At 67.2% G+C, this 14,643-nt stretch carries 17 protein-coding genes and 1 tRNA gene; 10 read left to right on the top strand and 8 right to left on the bottom strand.

The window, feature by feature from the left end:
• Positions 1-10 precede the first annotated feature (10 nt).
• The 3 genes from NB3_RS03725 (at position 11) to NB3_RS03735 (ending at position 2,409) form a co-directional block, all read left to right on the top strand.
• Positions 11-526: an NADPH-dependent FMN reductase gene (locus NB3_RS03725; protein ID WP_067796445.1), complete on the top strand. Its 516-nt coding sequence runs from the start codon at positions 11-13 to the stop codon at positions 524-526.
• A complete protein-coding gene (locus NB3_RS03730) occupies positions 519-1,034 on the top strand; it encodes a flavin reductase family protein (RefSeq protein ID WP_067796447.1) in 516 nt (171 codons plus the stop codon). Before NB3_RS03725 ends, NB3_RS03730 begins: the two co-directional genes overlap by 8 nt.
• 247 nt (positions 1,035-1,281) lie before the next feature.
• Entirely contained in the window at positions 1,282-2,409 is a 1,128-nt protein-coding gene (locus NB3_RS03735; protein ID WP_067796449.1) for a methyltransferase, read from the top strand.
• Positions 2,410-2,653: 244 nt separating this feature from the next.
• Here NB3_RS03735 and NB3_RS03740 read toward each other — a convergent pair whose 3' ends face one another.
• Both NB3_RS03740 and NB3_RS03745 read right to left on the bottom strand, forming a co-directional pair.
• Entirely contained in the window at positions 2,654-3,538 is an 885-nt protein-coding gene (locus tag NB3_RS03740; RefSeq protein ID WP_067796451.1) for an RNA polymerase sigma-70 factor, read from the bottom strand.
• A 47-nt stretch (positions 3,539-3,585) separates the two neighbouring features.
• Positions 3,586-3,969, bottom strand: coding sequence for a DoxX family protein (locus tag NB3_RS03745; protein WP_067796453.1), 384 nt, complete (start codon positions 3,967-3,969; stop codon positions 3,586-3,588).
• A 351-nt stretch (positions 3,970-4,320) separates the two neighbouring features.
• On the opposite strand from NB3_RS03745, the gene NB3_RS36505 reads away from it, so the two are divergent.
• Positions 4,321-4,452, top strand: coding sequence for a hypothetical protein (locus NB3_RS36505; RefSeq protein ID WP_280516564.1), 132 nt, complete (start codon positions 4,321-4,323; stop codon positions 4,450-4,452).
• 142 nt (positions 4,453-4,594) lie between these two features.
• On the opposite strand, the gene NB3_RS03750 is transcribed toward NB3_RS36505, so the two are convergent.
• From NB3_RS03750 to NB3_RS03760, 3 genes are all read right to left on the bottom strand, one after another.
• Positions 4,595-4,668: transfer RNA gene (locus tag NB3_RS03750), tRNA-Gly, on the bottom strand.
• 94 nt (positions 4,669-4,762) lie between these two features.
• The gene (locus tag NB3_RS03755) at positions 4,763-4,978 is read right to left on the bottom strand and encodes a DUF397 domain-containing protein (protein ID WP_067796455.1); all 216 of its coding nucleotides are present in this window, start codon (positions 4,976-4,978) and stop codon (positions 4,763-4,765) included.
• Positions 4,975-5,859 (bottom strand): helix-turn-helix domain-containing protein, encoded by an 885-nt coding sequence (locus NB3_RS03760; protein ID WP_067796457.1) that lies wholly within the window; start codon positions 5,857-5,859, stop codon positions 4,975-4,977. Before NB3_RS03760 ends, NB3_RS03755 begins: the two co-directional genes overlap by 4 nt.
• 194 nt (positions 5,860-6,053) lie before the next feature.
• On the opposite strand from NB3_RS03760, the gene NB3_RS03765 reads away from it, so the two are divergent.
• On the top strand, positions 6,054-6,587 hold the full coding sequence (locus NB3_RS03765) for a DNA-directed RNA polymerase subunit beta (protein WP_174553163.1): 534 nt from the start codon (positions 6,054-6,056) through the stop codon (positions 6,585-6,587).
• Between the two features lie 252 nt (positions 6,588-6,839).
• Entirely contained in the window at positions 6,840-7,157 is a 318-nt protein-coding gene (locus NB3_RS03775) for a hypothetical protein (protein WP_067796466.1), read from the top strand.
• A gap of 22 nt (positions 7,158-7,179) precedes the next feature.
• Here the strand turns inward: NB3_RS03775 and NB3_RS03780 are convergent, their stop codons facing one another.
• Positions 7,180-7,908 (bottom strand): phosphatase PAP2 family protein, encoded by a 729-nt coding sequence (locus NB3_RS03780; protein ID WP_067796469.1) that lies wholly within the window; start codon positions 7,906-7,908, stop codon positions 7,180-7,182.
• 118 nt (positions 7,909-8,026) lie between these two features.
• Positions 8,027-8,800 carry an SDR family NAD(P)-dependent oxidoreductase gene (locus tag NB3_RS03785; RefSeq protein WP_067796472.1) on the bottom strand — a complete coding sequence of 258 codons (774 nt, stop codon included), beginning with the start codon at positions 8,798-8,800 and terminating at the stop codon, positions 8,027-8,029.
• Positions 8,801-8,912: 112 nt separating this feature from the next.
• On the opposite strand from NB3_RS03785, the gene dcd reads away from it, so the two are divergent.
• The gene (gene dcd / locus NB3_RS03790; RefSeq protein WP_067796475.1) at positions 8,913-9,512 is read left to right on the top strand and encodes a dCTP deaminase; all 600 of its coding nucleotides are present in this window, start codon (positions 8,913-8,915) and stop codon (positions 9,510-9,512) included.
• A gap of 78 nt (positions 9,513-9,590) precedes the next feature.
• On the opposite strand, the gene NB3_RS03795 is transcribed toward dcd, so the two are convergent.
• Positions 9,591-10,040 carry a hypothetical protein gene (locus NB3_RS03795; protein ID WP_067796478.1) on the bottom strand — a complete coding sequence of 150 codons (450 nt, stop codon included), beginning with the start codon at positions 10,038-10,040 and terminating at the stop codon, positions 9,591-9,593.
• A 176-nt stretch (positions 10,041-10,216) separates the two neighbouring features.
• Here NB3_RS03795 and NB3_RS03800 point away from each other — a divergent pair, with 176 nt between their 5' ends.
• The 3 genes from NB3_RS03800 (at position 10,217) to NB3_RS03810 (ending at position 14,632) form a co-directional block, all read left to right on the top strand.
• Entirely contained in the window at positions 10,217-11,608 is a 1,392-nt protein-coding gene (locus tag NB3_RS03800) for a helix-turn-helix domain-containing protein (RefSeq protein WP_067796481.1), read from the top strand.
• 100 nt (positions 11,609-11,708) lie between these two features.
• Positions 11,709-12,962 (top strand): pyridoxal phosphate-dependent aminotransferase, encoded by a 1,254-nt coding sequence (locus tag NB3_RS03805; RefSeq protein ID WP_067796484.1) that lies wholly within the window; start codon positions 11,709-11,711, stop codon positions 12,960-12,962.
• A 392-nt stretch (positions 12,963-13,354) separates the two neighbouring features.
• On the top strand, positions 13,355-14,632 hold the full coding sequence (locus NB3_RS03810; RefSeq protein WP_067796488.1) for a YibE/F family protein: 1,278 nt from the start codon (positions 13,355-13,357) through the stop codon (positions 14,630-14,632).
• Positions 14,633-14,643 lie beyond the last annotated feature (11 nt).

Genomic DNA, 14,643 nt, shown 5'->3' on the forward strand with positions numbered 1-14,643 from the left:
AGGAGACGAAATGACAGTCACTGTCGTCGTCGGAAATCCGAAACCCGCCTCACGCACGCTCACCGCGGCCACCTTGGTCGCACGGGGACTGCGGCCGGAGGTGGAGCCCACCGTGATCGACCTGGTCGAGTTCGGTCCCGCCCTGCTCAGTTGGGGTGACCCCGGCGTGGCCGAGGCGGTGCGCACCGTGGCCGGATCGGAACTCGTCGTCTTCGCCAGCCCCACCTTCAAGGCCACCTACACCGGGTTGCTGAAGCTGTTCCTCGAACAGTTCGAAGGCGGGACGGGTCTGGAAGGCGTGCTCGCGGTCCCGGTGATGCTCGGCGCCGGCCCGGCCCACGCCCTCGCGCCGGATCTGTTGCTGAAGCCCGTGCTCGTCGAAATCGGCGCCACCGCCGCGTTGCCCGGGCTCTACCTGTCCGATCGCACATTCGCCGAGGACGGCGTCATCGACCGGTACAGTGGTCGGTGGCGTTCGGTCGCCCAGGCACTGGCCCACAGCTCGAAGGCTGCGAATCATGCATGACCTGTTCGAATTCCCCGCCGACGGAGCCGGTCTGCGTCGCGCGTTCGCCAACTTCCCCAGCGGCGTCGTCGCCGTGTGCGCCGAAATCGACGGAACCCCGCACGGTCTCGCGGTGAGCACGTTCGTTCCCGTCTCCCTCGATCCGCCGCTGGTCTCGTTCTGCGTGCAGAACTCCTCGGCCACCTGGCCCAAACTCGCCGCCGCCAGCCACCTCGGCCTCAGCCTGCTCGGCACCGACCAGCAGGCCGCCGCCCGCTCCCTCGGCACCCGCGACGGCGACCGCTTCCGCGACATCCAGCTGCACCGCGGCTCCGGCGACGCCGTGTTCATCGACGGCGCGTCCGCCTGGATCGAGGGCGTCCAAGAGGCCCACGTCCCCGCGGGTGACCACGCCGTCGTCATCCTCCGCGTCCACCGCATCGCCACCCGCACCGACGTGGACCCACTCGTCTTCCACGGCAGCAAGTTCCGCCGTCTGCACGCCGAACCGGCGAACGGGGCGGCCTGAGGGGAGCTGAGAGAGTTCCTGACGGCCCGTTCGGCTTACCTGGCAGCGCTGTGGGAGACTCGGACGTCTCCTACGGAAAGGTCCGGCCATGACGCTCGGGATGGTTCTCGGTGATGTCCCGCGCACTTCGGCGCGGGCGTAGACAGACGACCTACTGACTCCTGCGCGCTGGTCGCACCGGTCTTTCGCGACTCCGCGTCGAAGTGCTCTTCGTGCCCTTTGCACGTTCGATCACGAGGAGTACGCGGTGTCCACCGTTTCCTGGACCGAGGACAAGACCTGCCAGACCGCCCGTTGGCATTCCGAAAACGGCGCGCTGCCACCGAATTCCATTGTGGTGGTGAACGACTCGACGACCGCTTACGCGGCTTGCCGATTGGCGCGAGCGGGAACCGGCCTGCTGTGGCGCGGGGATTTTCACAATGCGCGGCAACTGCTGCGGGCGATGGGGCGGCGGATCGAGCGGCAAGTCGCGCTGGGGGGTGATCCGGCCGAAGCATTCCGGCGGTATCGCGCGTCACGTCGCAGGCGCGCGCAAGTGCTCGGCAAGTTGCTTGTGTTGCTGGAAGACGACTACGCGCTGGCGTTGCGTCGGGCCCCCGACGTGCGGCGCGCCTGTATCGAGGCATACGGCACGCCGTGTGGGCGAGTGGTGGTCGCGCTCACCGAGTTGCTCGGCGTGCTCGGTGCGGCGCAGTGGCGGGAGAGGGGTGTGTACGTGCCCGCCCTCGGGGAGCGCATCCATCCGCACTACGGTGTGTTCTCGCCGGTCCGCGGCGAGTACGTCGATCTCGTCGCGTCCGCGCCGCTACCCGCACGGGCGGAGACAGCCTTCGATCTCGGCACGGGCACCGGTGTGCTCGCCGCGCTCCTGGACCGCCGTGGCTTCCGTCGAATTACCGCTACGGACAACAATCTCCGTGCGCTGACCTGCGCCCGCGCCAACCTCGACCGGCTGGGTATGTCCTCCGTCGACGTGCGAGGCCCGGCTCTCTTCCCGGACGGCGAGGCCGACCTCGTGGTGTGCAACCCGCCCTGGCTCCCCGGCACGCCTACCTCAGCCCTCGAAAGCGGTGTCTACGACGAGAACTCGTCCATGCTGCATGCCTTCCTCTCCGGCCTCGCCGCCCACTTGCGCCCCGGCGGCGAAGGCTGGCTGATCCTCTCCGACCTCCCTGAGCACCTCGGCTTACGCCCCCACGGCGACCTCCTCGCCCGCATCACCGCCGCAGGCCTCCACATCACCGCCCAACTGACCACCCACCCCACCCACCCCCGAGCCCGCAACCCCACCTCACCGCTCCACCTCGCCCGCTCCCGCGAGACCACCTCCCTCTACCGCCTGACCCCCTCGTTGAGCGGCACACGACGGTGAGGGCACTCACGATGCCCCGACCGAGCGGCGACGGCGTGCGCCCGGACAGCGCCATGAGCATCGGCGTGGACGCGCCCATCTTCGGCGGCGTTGACGAGCCTGTGCCGGAGTCGGTGCAGCGTGAACGGCCGCGCTGCATTCCTACGGTGTGGTGGTCGGGCAGCGCGGCCGCGCGCACCGCGCTGGCCGGTCGACGAATCGATGTCGTCGAGAGCCCACCGAGGTTCCGCCCGCCGGTCGGTGTTCAGCGCAAGGTGAAAGGGGTCTCGGAGGTGACGCGGGTCAGCTTTTCCGGGTTGCGGACGAAGTAGAGGCCGGTGATGTGGTCGTCCTCGATGTGGAAGGCCATGATGCCGTCGAGTACGCCGTCAAGGCTCAGCGCCAGTGCGGGGTGTCCGTTGATCAGGATGGTTTCGCAACTGAGCTCGGCTCGGACCTTGCCGGTGCCGCCGGTGATGTAGCGGGCGACCTTCTCGGCGCCGATGACGGGCTGGAGCGCGGCGCGCTTGATGCCGCCGCCGTCGCTCATGAGCACGACGTGCGGGGCGAGCACGTCGAGCAACCCTTGGGGGTCGCCGGATTCGAGCGCGCGCTGGAACGCTTCCACCGATGCGCGGGCCTGGCTGGGCGATACCACCGAACGTGGGCGGCGGGCCTCGACGTGGCGGCGGGCGCGGTGCGCGATCTGGCGGACGGTCGGCGGGGTCTTGCCGATCGCGGCCGCGATCTCCTCGTAGCCGAGGTCGAAGACCTCGCGCAACACGAAGACGGCGCGTTCAGTGGGCGAGAGCGTCTCGAGGACGAGCATCATCGCCATCGACATGTTCTCGGCGAGCTCGACGTGCTCGGCGACGTCGGGTGTGGTGAGCATCGGCTCCGGCAGCCACGGGCCGACGTATGACTCCCTGCGGCGCTTCATCGTGCGCAGCCTGTTGAGCGATTGCCGGGTGACGATCCGGACCAGATAGGCGCGTTCGTCGCTCACCGGCTCCAGGTCGGCTTTCACCCAGCGCAGCCAGGTCTCCTGGAGAACGTCCTCGGCGTCGGCGGCCGAGCCGAGCATCTCGTAGGCGACGGTGAACAACAGGTCGCGGTGGGCGACGAACGTGTCGGTCGCGTGGTCGCTCATCTTCTCGTCCCTTCTCCTCGGTGGTCGGCTGCGCTCGATCCGGGCAGTCAGCTGGTGAAAGGCTCGATGGCGAACCGGCCCCACGCGATGAACACCGCCACCGCGAGATACACCGAGTTCAGCACGACGAACTTGTACTCCCCGAGTCGGCCGTGCGTGATCATCGCGCCGACCATGAGCCCGACCCAGCAGACGGCCGTGACCGGCACCAGCGCCGGGGCGATGTCGAGTACGGCGGGCAGGATCAGACCGGCCGCCGCCAAGATCTGCAAGACTCCCAGACCCTTGACGAAGCCGTCCCCGGCAGTCGCGGTCCATTCCCCACCCGGCGACGCGGCGAGCTTCTCCCGCGGAACGAACGCTTTGGTGATGCCGCCGAAGAGGGCGAGCGCGGCCAACAGTCCCGTAGCGATCCACAGTGCGATGTTCATCGGAAACTCCTCCGTTTCTAGCGTGTCGGCCAAAAGACACCGCGCGAGCGAACACTGTGACAAGTCAGTGACCTAGATCACTCTTCAGCGGAATGCGCCAGGTCGATCCCATGCCGTCGGGGGGACCTTCGCGAGGACGTGGCGGCCCACCGAAACTGTGGCCAGCGGCATCAGGGGCATGCCGCCGACGGGTCCGCTGGCTAGCGTGACGGGTGGTCCCCCTCGCGACACAGGAGTTGTCAGATGAACCGAATGACGTTGAAAGTAATTGCCGCCGTTGCATTTTCCCTTGCCGCAGGTGCAGGCTCGGCAAACGCCGCGGTCACACCCAGCGGAATACCTTTGGAGCCCATGTCGAGTCCCCAATCGGCTCACGTCGGCACCCAGGCGACTCCGGTCGGCGTGGCTCCGGGCTCGAGCGACGAAAAGTCGTTGGTCTGCCTCGTGCACGCCCTGTCCAGCGGCGCCGTCTACTGCCTGTAACCCCGGTCATCGAGTGGCACATGACCGAGGGTCTACTCGCGATTCGCCGCGACCATGTGCCACTCGACGACGAGCACTGCGGGGCGGTTGGCGGGTAGCAGAAAGGCCCTGGATCGGCGGGGTGCCGATGCAGGGCCTTCGGTGGAGCCGATGACGGGAATCGAACCCGCGCTGTCTGCTTGGGAAGCAGAAGTTCTACCATTGAACTACATCGGCTGGGGGCAGATGTGCCAATCGAGACTGTAGCAGAAGCCGCGCGCGGGGTGGGAAAAGTCCAGCTAGATGCCGGTGAGCTGGGCCGATGGGTCGATTAGGGCCGCTGGTTCCGGTCGAACTCCCCGCCCACTACGCCAGCGGTGAAGGCGTCCCACCCGCTGAAGGTGAACACCAGCGCCGAACCACCTGGATCTTTGGAATCGCGGACTCCGATCATGCCCCCTCGGAGGAACGCGACCTCGACACAATCGCCGTGGCCCCCGCTGTGGCTGCTCTTGAACCACCGCGCCCCCGATAGATCGGTGCTCACCTTGCAAACTCCTTCATCATCTGCCGCAGCAGATTCCTGCTCGCTGTCGCATCCAGCGCGGAGCGGCGGATAATCGTGGACGCGGTCCGGTACGTCGCGACCTCCGTCTCTTCCTCAAGGTACATGTTGCTTGTGAAGGACTCGACGTACACCACAGGGGGATCGGCTTCGAAGGTGAGTATCGAGAACGCGCCTGTTGCTGTCCCCACGGGATATCCGGCAGTGAACGGCAGTATGCGGATGTCGATGTTGTCTCGCGTACTCATGTCGGCGAGATGCTGCATCTGAGCGCCCATCGTTCGTTCGTTGCCGACGACCCGCCGCAAGATCGCTTCGTCCATCACCATGGTCGCTGCCAGAGGTTTGGTCTTCCTGGTCAAACTTGCCTGACGTTTGAGCTTCAGTTCTATCCGGCGCGCTTGCTGTTCCTCGGATTCATGTGGGAAGAACAGATGATTCAGCGCCCGTGCGTAGTCGGCGGTCTGGAATAGGCCGGGCACCAGCTCGGAGCGGTAGATGTCGACTGCGCGAGCCTCGTACTCCAGCCCTACGTAGACGTCGAACCGTTCCTGCATGACCTCGCCGTACTGCTGCTGCCACCACTTCTTGGGTTGCGCGGTCGCCTCTTCGAGCATTCCGATCAAAGCCGCGACCTCGTCCTCGTCTTCGATTCCGAGGACGGTGCACAGGTCGCGAACATCCCGATCGTTCAACGTGCCGAGATAGCCACGTTCGATGCGAGATTGAGTCGGCACACTCCAGCGCATCGCCTTGGCCACATCTGGCTGCTTGAGGTTCGCCGCGTGTCGGGCGTCGCGGATGTGATTGCCGAACCGACGTCGCGGCAGAGACGGGGGTGGGGGTGTGCCTTCGCGGCCCATCTAGCCTCCTATGTTTCAGACTGAAAGATATTAGTGCTCTGGCTGAGAGTCTTCCTGGATGTTTGAGGGAAATATCTGAAAATTTCAGAGTGATAGGACCCGGGCCTCTACCTGGTGGTCTCCTAGTTACGCGCCGGTGGGGTGCCGTTTCGGCTGGCCCACCGAGGCTCTGGCTTCCAACCACCGTCTTCGATGTGAGCAGAGGTCTACTGATGGACGAAGGAGCGTTCGGGGACACCCTGCTGTCCCGCTGTCAGTACTACCGGCGGACCTGTGGTCTACCCGTCGTCATCGATCCACCCGAACTGGGCCGGATCGTTCTTCGCGCGGGCAGCGTGTGGGGAGTCACGATGCCGACGCGGCTCGGTCAGTCGGTGAAGGCCCACTTGCACAACGGCGGGCACGCGATCGGGCCGATCGTTGGGCACCCACGCTCCGGCAGGTGGACTTTCCTGATTCGGCCTGACATCGACCTGAGCGACGTGAAGTTGTTCGCCGAGATGTTCCGCCTGGACGTCAACGTCGCGCGGACCGGAGCGAGCATCGCGCTGCCATCGCCCGCCGCGTCGACGGAAGCGATCCGTCACTGGATAGTGCCTCCGCGCAATGCTTTTCGCCCCTCCGGGCAAGTGGTCATCGCCGGCGTGCGCGCATGGTCGGATCAAGTACACGGGAGGTCAGCTCGGTGGACCATGCCGGATGGCCGCTCGGCCAGGAGCGAGCACTGATGGCGGTGAATGTCGTGGCCGTCGCCGCCGCCGTCTGGACAATGGCGTGCTACTTCGGCGGGACGAGGCTGTTGGTTCGCCCGATCGGCCGGAAGATGCCGGATTCCTGCTGCGTACAGTGCCTCCGTCTGTGGTCGTCCATCGTGACTGCCGTCGAGCGTCCGCAAATAGCGGAGAGCGTAAGGGCTCGGGTGCCGACGATCGGCGAACGTCCCGCCGCTCCGCATCAGCTGAGCGCGATGGCGAGCTGACATGGAGCGCTCAGGGTGGTCGCGGATTCACGCGATCGACGCGACCGACGGTTGGGTGCTGAGCGGCCCGGCCGTCGACCACTGGCTGACCAAGCCATTCGACGGCGGACGTGCCGTCATCCGGGTCATCGATGCCGATGGCACCCTACGTGTGACGCTGGGCGACGCCGAGGGCAAGGTGATCCGCGCGTATCTCGAGGCGCCGAACGACATCGAGCATGCGAAAGAAATCGCGGAGTCCGGGATCGCGCGCTTGTTCTTGGAGATAGCCGAGGCGCAACGATACGAGCCGCGTAGCCAACCGCCTCCTGCCGGATGATCACGGGCCGTGGAACGACTGCTCACCGCCCGCGTCCGACTTCGCGGCGGCCGAGAGATACCGAATCCGGCGCGGTGCCGTCCGGCTCTCTGCTCGGCAGGTGGTCCCTGGTCCGCCCCGGTACCAAATACCGATACACCGTCAAACAGAGGATGAGCCACAGCGCCCCGAAGCACCAGCCGCCGAGGACGTCGGTGGCCCAGTGGACGCCGAGGTAGATCCGCGACAGGCCGACCGCGAGGACGAACAGCGCGGCGGCGATCGCGGTCCAGGCGCGCAGGGCGGGGCCGTGTATGCCGGGGAGCGCGACGGCGAGGACGATGCCGACCACGACGAACGAGCCCATGCTGTGCCCGGAGGGGTACGCCTGGTTGGACACGCTGATCAGGTGTTCTTCGAGGGGCGGACGGTCCCGGTCGGTCAGTCGCTTGCCGCCGCGCACGAGTAGGCCGCCGCCGAGCCCGGTGATCGCGACGAGGGCCGCCGCTGTCCAGCGCCGCCGCCAGGACAGGACCAGACAGGTCACGGTGGCCAAGGCCGTCATGGCGAGCGTGCCGCCCAGCAGGCTGATCGCCACCGCGACCGGAGTCAGCGTGCCGTTGCGGTGCGCGACGGCCCAGGCGGTGATGCCGCGATCGAATCCGCCGGGACCGCGATTCCCGACCACACCTGCCGTGAGAGACGCGGCGCACACCACCAGCAACGCGGTGAGCACCCAGATGGCGTTGCGAATGCGAAGGGAGGTCACCATTCCACAGTCCCACTTCCGCCGCCGGAAGGTAGCCGAGGCCGTGGGACTCGCCGCTGGTGGTTCGCGGCGTTGCGCACCGACAAGATGGGCTGCGTCCGGTGGCGAGCGTCTTGCCGACTCAGAACTTGCTGTAACCGCCGTCGATCAGCAGAGTGTCGCCGGTGTGGTAGGCGCTGGTGGGGCTGGCGAGGTAGACGGCGACGGATTCGAAATCGCTCGGCAGGCCCCAGCGGCGAACCGGGATCCTGGGGTGGACGCGTTCGCGGAAGCGGTCCCAGGCGAAGGCGTCCTCGGTCATCGGCGTCTCGACCCAGCCGGGGAGCACCGAGTTCGCGCGAATGCCGTGTTTGGCCAGCTCCACCGCGATCGAGTTGACCATGGCGATCAACCCGGCCTTGCTGGCCGCGTAGGACTGCCCGCGCGGAACGCCCTGCTGGGCGGCGAGGCTGGCGGTGGCGACCAGGCTGCCGCCCGCACCCTGGGCGAGCATCACCTTCGCCGCTTCGCGCAGGGTCACGAACGCGGCGTCGAGGTTGAGGGAGGTGACTCGGCGGAATTCCGCGAGATCGGTCTCCACGAACGGGACGAACCCCTGGCTGACACCGGCGTTCACGAAGCAGGAGTCGATGCGGCCGAGTTCGGCGGCCGCGCGGCCGATGGTGTCGATCACCTGCTGTTCCTCGCCGACGTCGCAGCTCAGCGCGAGCACCCGCCCGCCGAAGGCGCGCAATTCGGCGGCGGCGGCCTCGTTGCGTTCGGTATTGCGGCCGACGACGCAGACATCGGCGCCGGCCCGCGCGAGCCCACGGGCGAAGCCGAGACCGATGCCGGAATTGCCTCCGGTGACGACGGCGACGTGGCCGGTCAGGTCGAACAGCGAGCCCTCGGTCATGGTTCATCCCTTCGATCGCGGGCGGCGCCGCCCGAATGAATGCGAGGATATCGGTCTCTCTGTATCACTGTGCGGCTGAGGAGCCACGTCGAGCAGGCGCTACGCTCGTCGCGTGCTGCTTTCCGATCGTGACATCCGCGCGGAGATCGCCGCTGGGCGTCTCGGCGTCGAGCCGCTGCTGGAGAACCTGATCCAGCCCTCGAGCATCGACGTGCGCCTGGACCGGATGTTCCGGGTGTTCAACAACACCCGCTACACCCACATCGATCCGGCGCAGCAGCAGGACGAGCTCACCAGTCTGGTCGAGCCTGCCGAAGGCGAGCCGTTCGTGCTGCACCCCGGCGAATTCGTGCTCGGCTCCACCCTCGAGGTCTGCACCCTGCCGGACGACCTGGCCGGACGGTTGGAGGGCAAGTCCAGCCTTGGCCGCTTGGGCCTGCTGACCCACTCGACCGCGGGTTTCATCGATCCCGGCTTCAGCGGGCACATCACGCTGGAGCTGTCCAACGTGGCGAATCTGCCGATCACGCTGTGGCCGGGCATGAAGATCGGCCAGTTGTGCCTGCTCAGGCTGACCAGCCCGGCCGAGCACCCGTACGGCAGTGCCGTGGCGGGCTCGAAGTACCAGGGCCAGCGCGGACCGACCCCGTCGCGGTCCTACCTCAACTTCCCGATCCCGGCCGCCGCGATCGACGCCGCCGAATCACGCTGACGCCGCCGGGTCCGCTTCGTCGACTGTGGGGGAGAAGCGGACCCGGCGGACGGCAGCGGGAACTGACCGCGGAGGTGATCAGTCCCCGCCGCCCGCTCCCACCGCGAGCGCCGTTGTGAGGATGACGGACAGCGGCGGAAGCGTGTCACCGCGGCTCGGCGGGTTGACCCAGAAGCACCCTTCCCGGGTCCAGCGGCCGAGGCCGGTCGGCAACATCACGGCGCTGCCGACGGCGGGCAGCCCGATATCGAGCCGATTGAGCGCCTCAAGCACCTGTGGTCCCGGTCGGCTGTCGGGCTCGGCGAGGAAACTCCATCGGATCTGCCTGGCCAACATGGGACCCCTCGTTCCCTGTTGTTCCAGTGCGGCGCGTACCTTTTCGGCACGTGCGGTCGGTAGGTGGACGACGCAAACGCGGCCGGTGATCGGCAGCATGGCGAAACCGCCACGCTCGGTGACCGGCAGTCCGAACTCGTGCCGGTAGAACGCCACCCAATCGTCCACGGTCCTGAGTTTCTCGACATTCACGGCGAACTCCTTGCCTTCCGCCTCAATGGTCCCGGCTCGCCGCGTGATTCGGCATCGCCCGCCCGCCCGCCTTCCGCTGCCCTTCCGCTGCCTTTGATGCCAGCCGTATTTCACCTGTGGCCCCGCTCACAAACCCCTCGTACTCTGGAAGGGGTTCGTTCGGAAGGGATGACACCGTGGTCACGCATTGGTCAGGCAAAGAGGCCCGTGCGCTTCGCGATGCCAAGCGGATGAGCATCAGGGAATTCGCCGCCCATTTGGGCGTGCACGAACGCTTGGTGTCGAAGTGGGAAGCCGGGGGCGTCCGGGTTCATCCACGACCGATCAACCAAGCCGCTCTGGATACCTCACTGGCCAGGTCCGACGAGGTGGTGCGGGCGCGGTTCGCGGCATTGATCGATCGGCCCGCGACCGATCGAGCCGTCCCGCCGGGATTCGATGCGCAGGCCGACGCCTCGGCGCGCGTTCATTATTCGAGCGACGCGGACCTTTTGGCTCTCATAGACGCCGGTGCGATGAGAGGTGCTGCGTTGGCAGCGATTTCGGAGAGGGATCTGATCATGGCGGCTGCCCACGAGGCCAGCGAGCACGCCGGCAAGGCCGAGAGCACCAATGTCGGTGCGAGCACTTTGGAACAGCTCGACGCGGATGTCGTGCGCATCGCGAACGATTACGTGCGCATCCCGCCGGTTCCGATGATGGTGGAAATGGTGCGAGTGCGGCGCAGGGTGTATCGGTTGCTGGAAGGCCATCAGCGGCCCGCCGATACCGGTCATCTGTATCTCTTGGCGGGCACGCTCTCGGGCCTGCTCGCCAATGCCAGCACCGACCTCGGCTACTACGACGCGGCGGGCGAACAGGTCCGCGCCGCATGGGCGTACGCGGAGTTGTGCGGGCACAACGGACTTCGCGCCTGGACCCGCGGCATGCACGCGCTGATCGAGTACTGGTCGCAGCGGCCACGCCGGGCGGTCCAGCTCGCCCAGAGCGGCCAGGAGTTCGCCGAGTCCGCGACCGCGCAGGTGCGGCTGCTCAATATCGAGGCGCGCATCTGGTCGGCGCTCGGCAGCGCCGCCGACACCGATCGCTGCGTCCGTGCGGCGGGCGACGCCCGCGAGATCGCCGCCACCGACACGCTGCACGACGAAGTGGGCGGCGTCTTCGGATTCAACGACGCCAAGGCCAACTACTACGCGGGCGCCACCTACATCCACCTCGGTCAGGCCGAGCCCGCGCTCGGCGCCACCCAGCGGGCCATCGAGCTGTATTCGAACGGGCCGTCCGAACAGCGCTCCTACGGGGCGGAAGCGCTCGCCAGGGTCGACTGCGCGGCCGCGCACCTGATCAACGGCAGCCTGGACGGCGCGGCCGAGGCGCTGCAACCGGTGCTCGGGCTCGACGAGGACAAGCGCATCGCGCAGCTGGAGGAACGGTTGACCGGTGTGCGCAGGCGGATCGCGGCGCCCGCCTTCCGCGACTCGGTCGAGGCCCGCCGGTTGGACGAGCGGATCGAGGAATTCTGCGGCTCGACGGCGGCCAAGGGCATCCCGCCGGTCGGTCCCCATTGAGTGACGCGTCACACCCGGCGGTGTCGTGGCCGCCGTCGGGGGCGTGACGGCCCGATCGGAGCTCGGCCAGGCGATTTATCCAGTTGCGACGGATGGCACCATGGGACGGGTGAGTCCTCATCATCCGCACCGCCCCCCGCGTGTTCTGGAGCAGTCCACGAAGCTGCAGAACGTCGTCTACGAGATCCGTGGACCGGTACACGCGCACGCGGCACGGCTGGAGGCCGAGGGCCACCGCATCCTCAAGCTCAATATCGGCAACCCCGCCCCGTTCGGGTTCGAGGCGCCCGATGTGATCATGCGCGACATCATCGCGGCGCTCCCGTACGCCCAGGGCTACTCCGAGTCCAAGGGCATCCTCTCGGCGCGGCGCGCGATCGTGACCCGCTACGAACTGGTGCCGGGCTTCCCCGAGCTGGACGTGGACGACGTCTATCTCGGCAACGGCGTCTCCGAGCTGATCACCATCACCATGCAGGCCCTGCTGGACAACGGCGACGAGGTGCTGATCCCGGCGCCGGACTATCCGTTGTGGACCGCCATGACCAGCTTGGCGGGCGGCACGCCGGTGCACTACCTGTGTGACGAGGCCAACGGCTGGCAGCCCGACATCGCCGACATCGAATCGAAGATCACCGACAAGACCAAAGCGCTGCTGGTGATCAATCCGAACAACCCCACCGGCGCGGTGTACTCGGCCGAAGTGCTCCAGCAGATCGCCGACCTGGCCCGCAAGCACCAGCTGCTGCTGCTCGCCGACGAGATCTACGACAAGATCCTCTACGACGACGCCAAGCACATCTCGCTGGCCACGGTGGCGCCCGATCTGCTGTGCCTGACCTTCAACGGGCTGTCCAAGGCCTACCGGGTCGCGGGCTACCGGTCGGGCTGGCTGGCGATCACCGGGCCGAAGGAGCACGCGGCCGGGTTCCTGGAGGGCATCGATCTGCTCGCCTCGTCGCGGTTGTGTCCGAACGTGCCCGCGCAGCACGCCATTCAGGTCGCGCTCGGCGGTCATCAGAGCATCGAAGACCTGATCCTGCCCGGCGGGCGGCTGCTGGAACAGCGCGACGTCGCCTGGGAGCGGCTGAACATGATCCCCGGCGTGTCCTGTGTGAAGCCGAAGGGCGCGCTCTACGCGTTCCCGAAGCTCGATCCGAACGTGTACGAGATCTACGACGACTCCAAGCTGATCCTGGACCTGCTGTTGCAGGAGAAGATCCTGATGGTGCAGGGCACCGGCTTCAACTGGCCGGACCACGATCACCTGCGGATCGTCACGCTGCCCTGGGCCAGGGATCTCGCGGTCGCGATCGAGCGTTTCGGCAACTTCCTGTCCAGCTATCGCCAATAGTGGGAAGGGCGGCGGCGGTCAATATAATCGCCCCGCTTCCGGCCCGGAAACAAACTCGATGTACGGATACCTGTCGGATTTGGCGACGAGCTAGCGCAAAAGAAGTACTTTTGTGTACAGTGGTCCTCGGCACTTAGAGTGCCCGGCCGGATTGCCTACCCCCCCTGGGCATATCCGGCCTTGGGTTAGGCCGCCTACCCCCCTGGGCCGCCTGCCCTGTGGGCGGCGGAGACATCCCCCTGCTCTCCGCCGCCCCCTCTAACTCTCATTCCTCCCGTGATCGGTTCGCGTTCAGCGTGTCCCGCTGTGTTCGGTAACCGCCGCAACGGTCTTGAAAATGAAATCCTTTAAGCTCGCTCCGGGCGCAAACACATCGGACAGGTAGGAGCGCGGTGAGCGACCACCACCATCACCACGATCATTCGGGACCGATCGCGATCGGCGCGACCGCCGCGCGCGTGGTCGTCGGGCTACTCACCGCGATCGGAATCGTCGTCGTCATCAGCGCGATCGCGCTGTGGCCCAGCAAGCAGCACATCGACATCCCGCTGCCGATGCAGAACGCGGGCGGCGGCGCGGTGCAGACCGAGGCGGGCACCGTGGTGCTGCAGGATGTCGGCCCGTGCGGCAGCCCGTCGCTGGGCAAGGTGTTCGTCGACCAGCCCCAAGCGCCGCGCAACAACGCCTACACCTGCCAGCGCAGCCTGATCGAGATCGAGTCCGGACCGCACAAGGGCAACCGCACGCTGCTGGAGATCGCTCCCGGCCCAGGACAACCCGATCTGCACGCCGGTGACCAACTCCGGCTGGTCCGCCAGACCGATCCGAGCGGGACGCCGCTGTATTCGTTCGAGGACTACTCGCGCGGGCTGCCGCTCACGCTGATCGTCCTCGCGTTCGTCGTGGTGATCATCGCGGTGGCGCGCTGGCGCGGCGTCCGCGCGCTGCTCGGCCTGGTGTTCGCCTTCGCGGTCCTGGTGCTGTTCCTGCTGCCCGCCCTGCTGGACGGCAAACCGGCGATCCCGGTCGCCTTGGTCGCGGGCTCTCTGATCCTCTACGCGGTGCTGTATCTGGCGCACGGGGTGAATCTGCGCACCAGTTCGGCGCTGCTCGGCACGCTGACCTCGATGCTGCTCGCCGCCGCACTGTCCTGGCTCACCATCGAGATGACCAATCTGACCGGGCTTTCCGAGGAACAGAACACGAACGTCGCCACCTACATCGAGCACGTCAGCATCACCGGATTGCTGCTGGCCGGATTCATCATCGGTTCGCTCGGTGTGCTCAACGACGTCACGATCACGCAGGCGTCGGCCGCGTTCGAGCTGGCCGCGATCGACCGGTCCGCCTCCCGGCGGGAGGTTTTCGCCGCCGCCATGCGGGTGGGCCGCGATCACATCGCCAGCACCGTCTACACGCTGGTGCTCGCCTACGCCGGTGGGGCGCTGCCGCTGTTGCTGCTGTTCAGCGTGGCGGGGCGGTCCATCCGCGACGTGCTGACCGGTGATGCCGTCGCCATCGAGATCGCGCGCTCGGCGGTCGGCGGTATCGCGCTGGCGCTGTCGGTGCCGTTGACCACCGGTATCGCGGTGCTGCTCGCCCGCCCGTTCACGACCAAGGAACCCACCCCGCCGCCGCGCACGCGCCGCGCCCGGCACGCGAGGGTCTGAACTCCGCGCGG

The sequence above is a fragment of the Nocardia beijingensis NBRC 16342 genome (assembly GCF_001612785.1).
GTDB classification, from domain to species: domain Bacteria; phylum Actinomycetota; class Actinomycetes; order Mycobacteriales; family Mycobacteriaceae; genus Nocardia; species Nocardia beijingensis.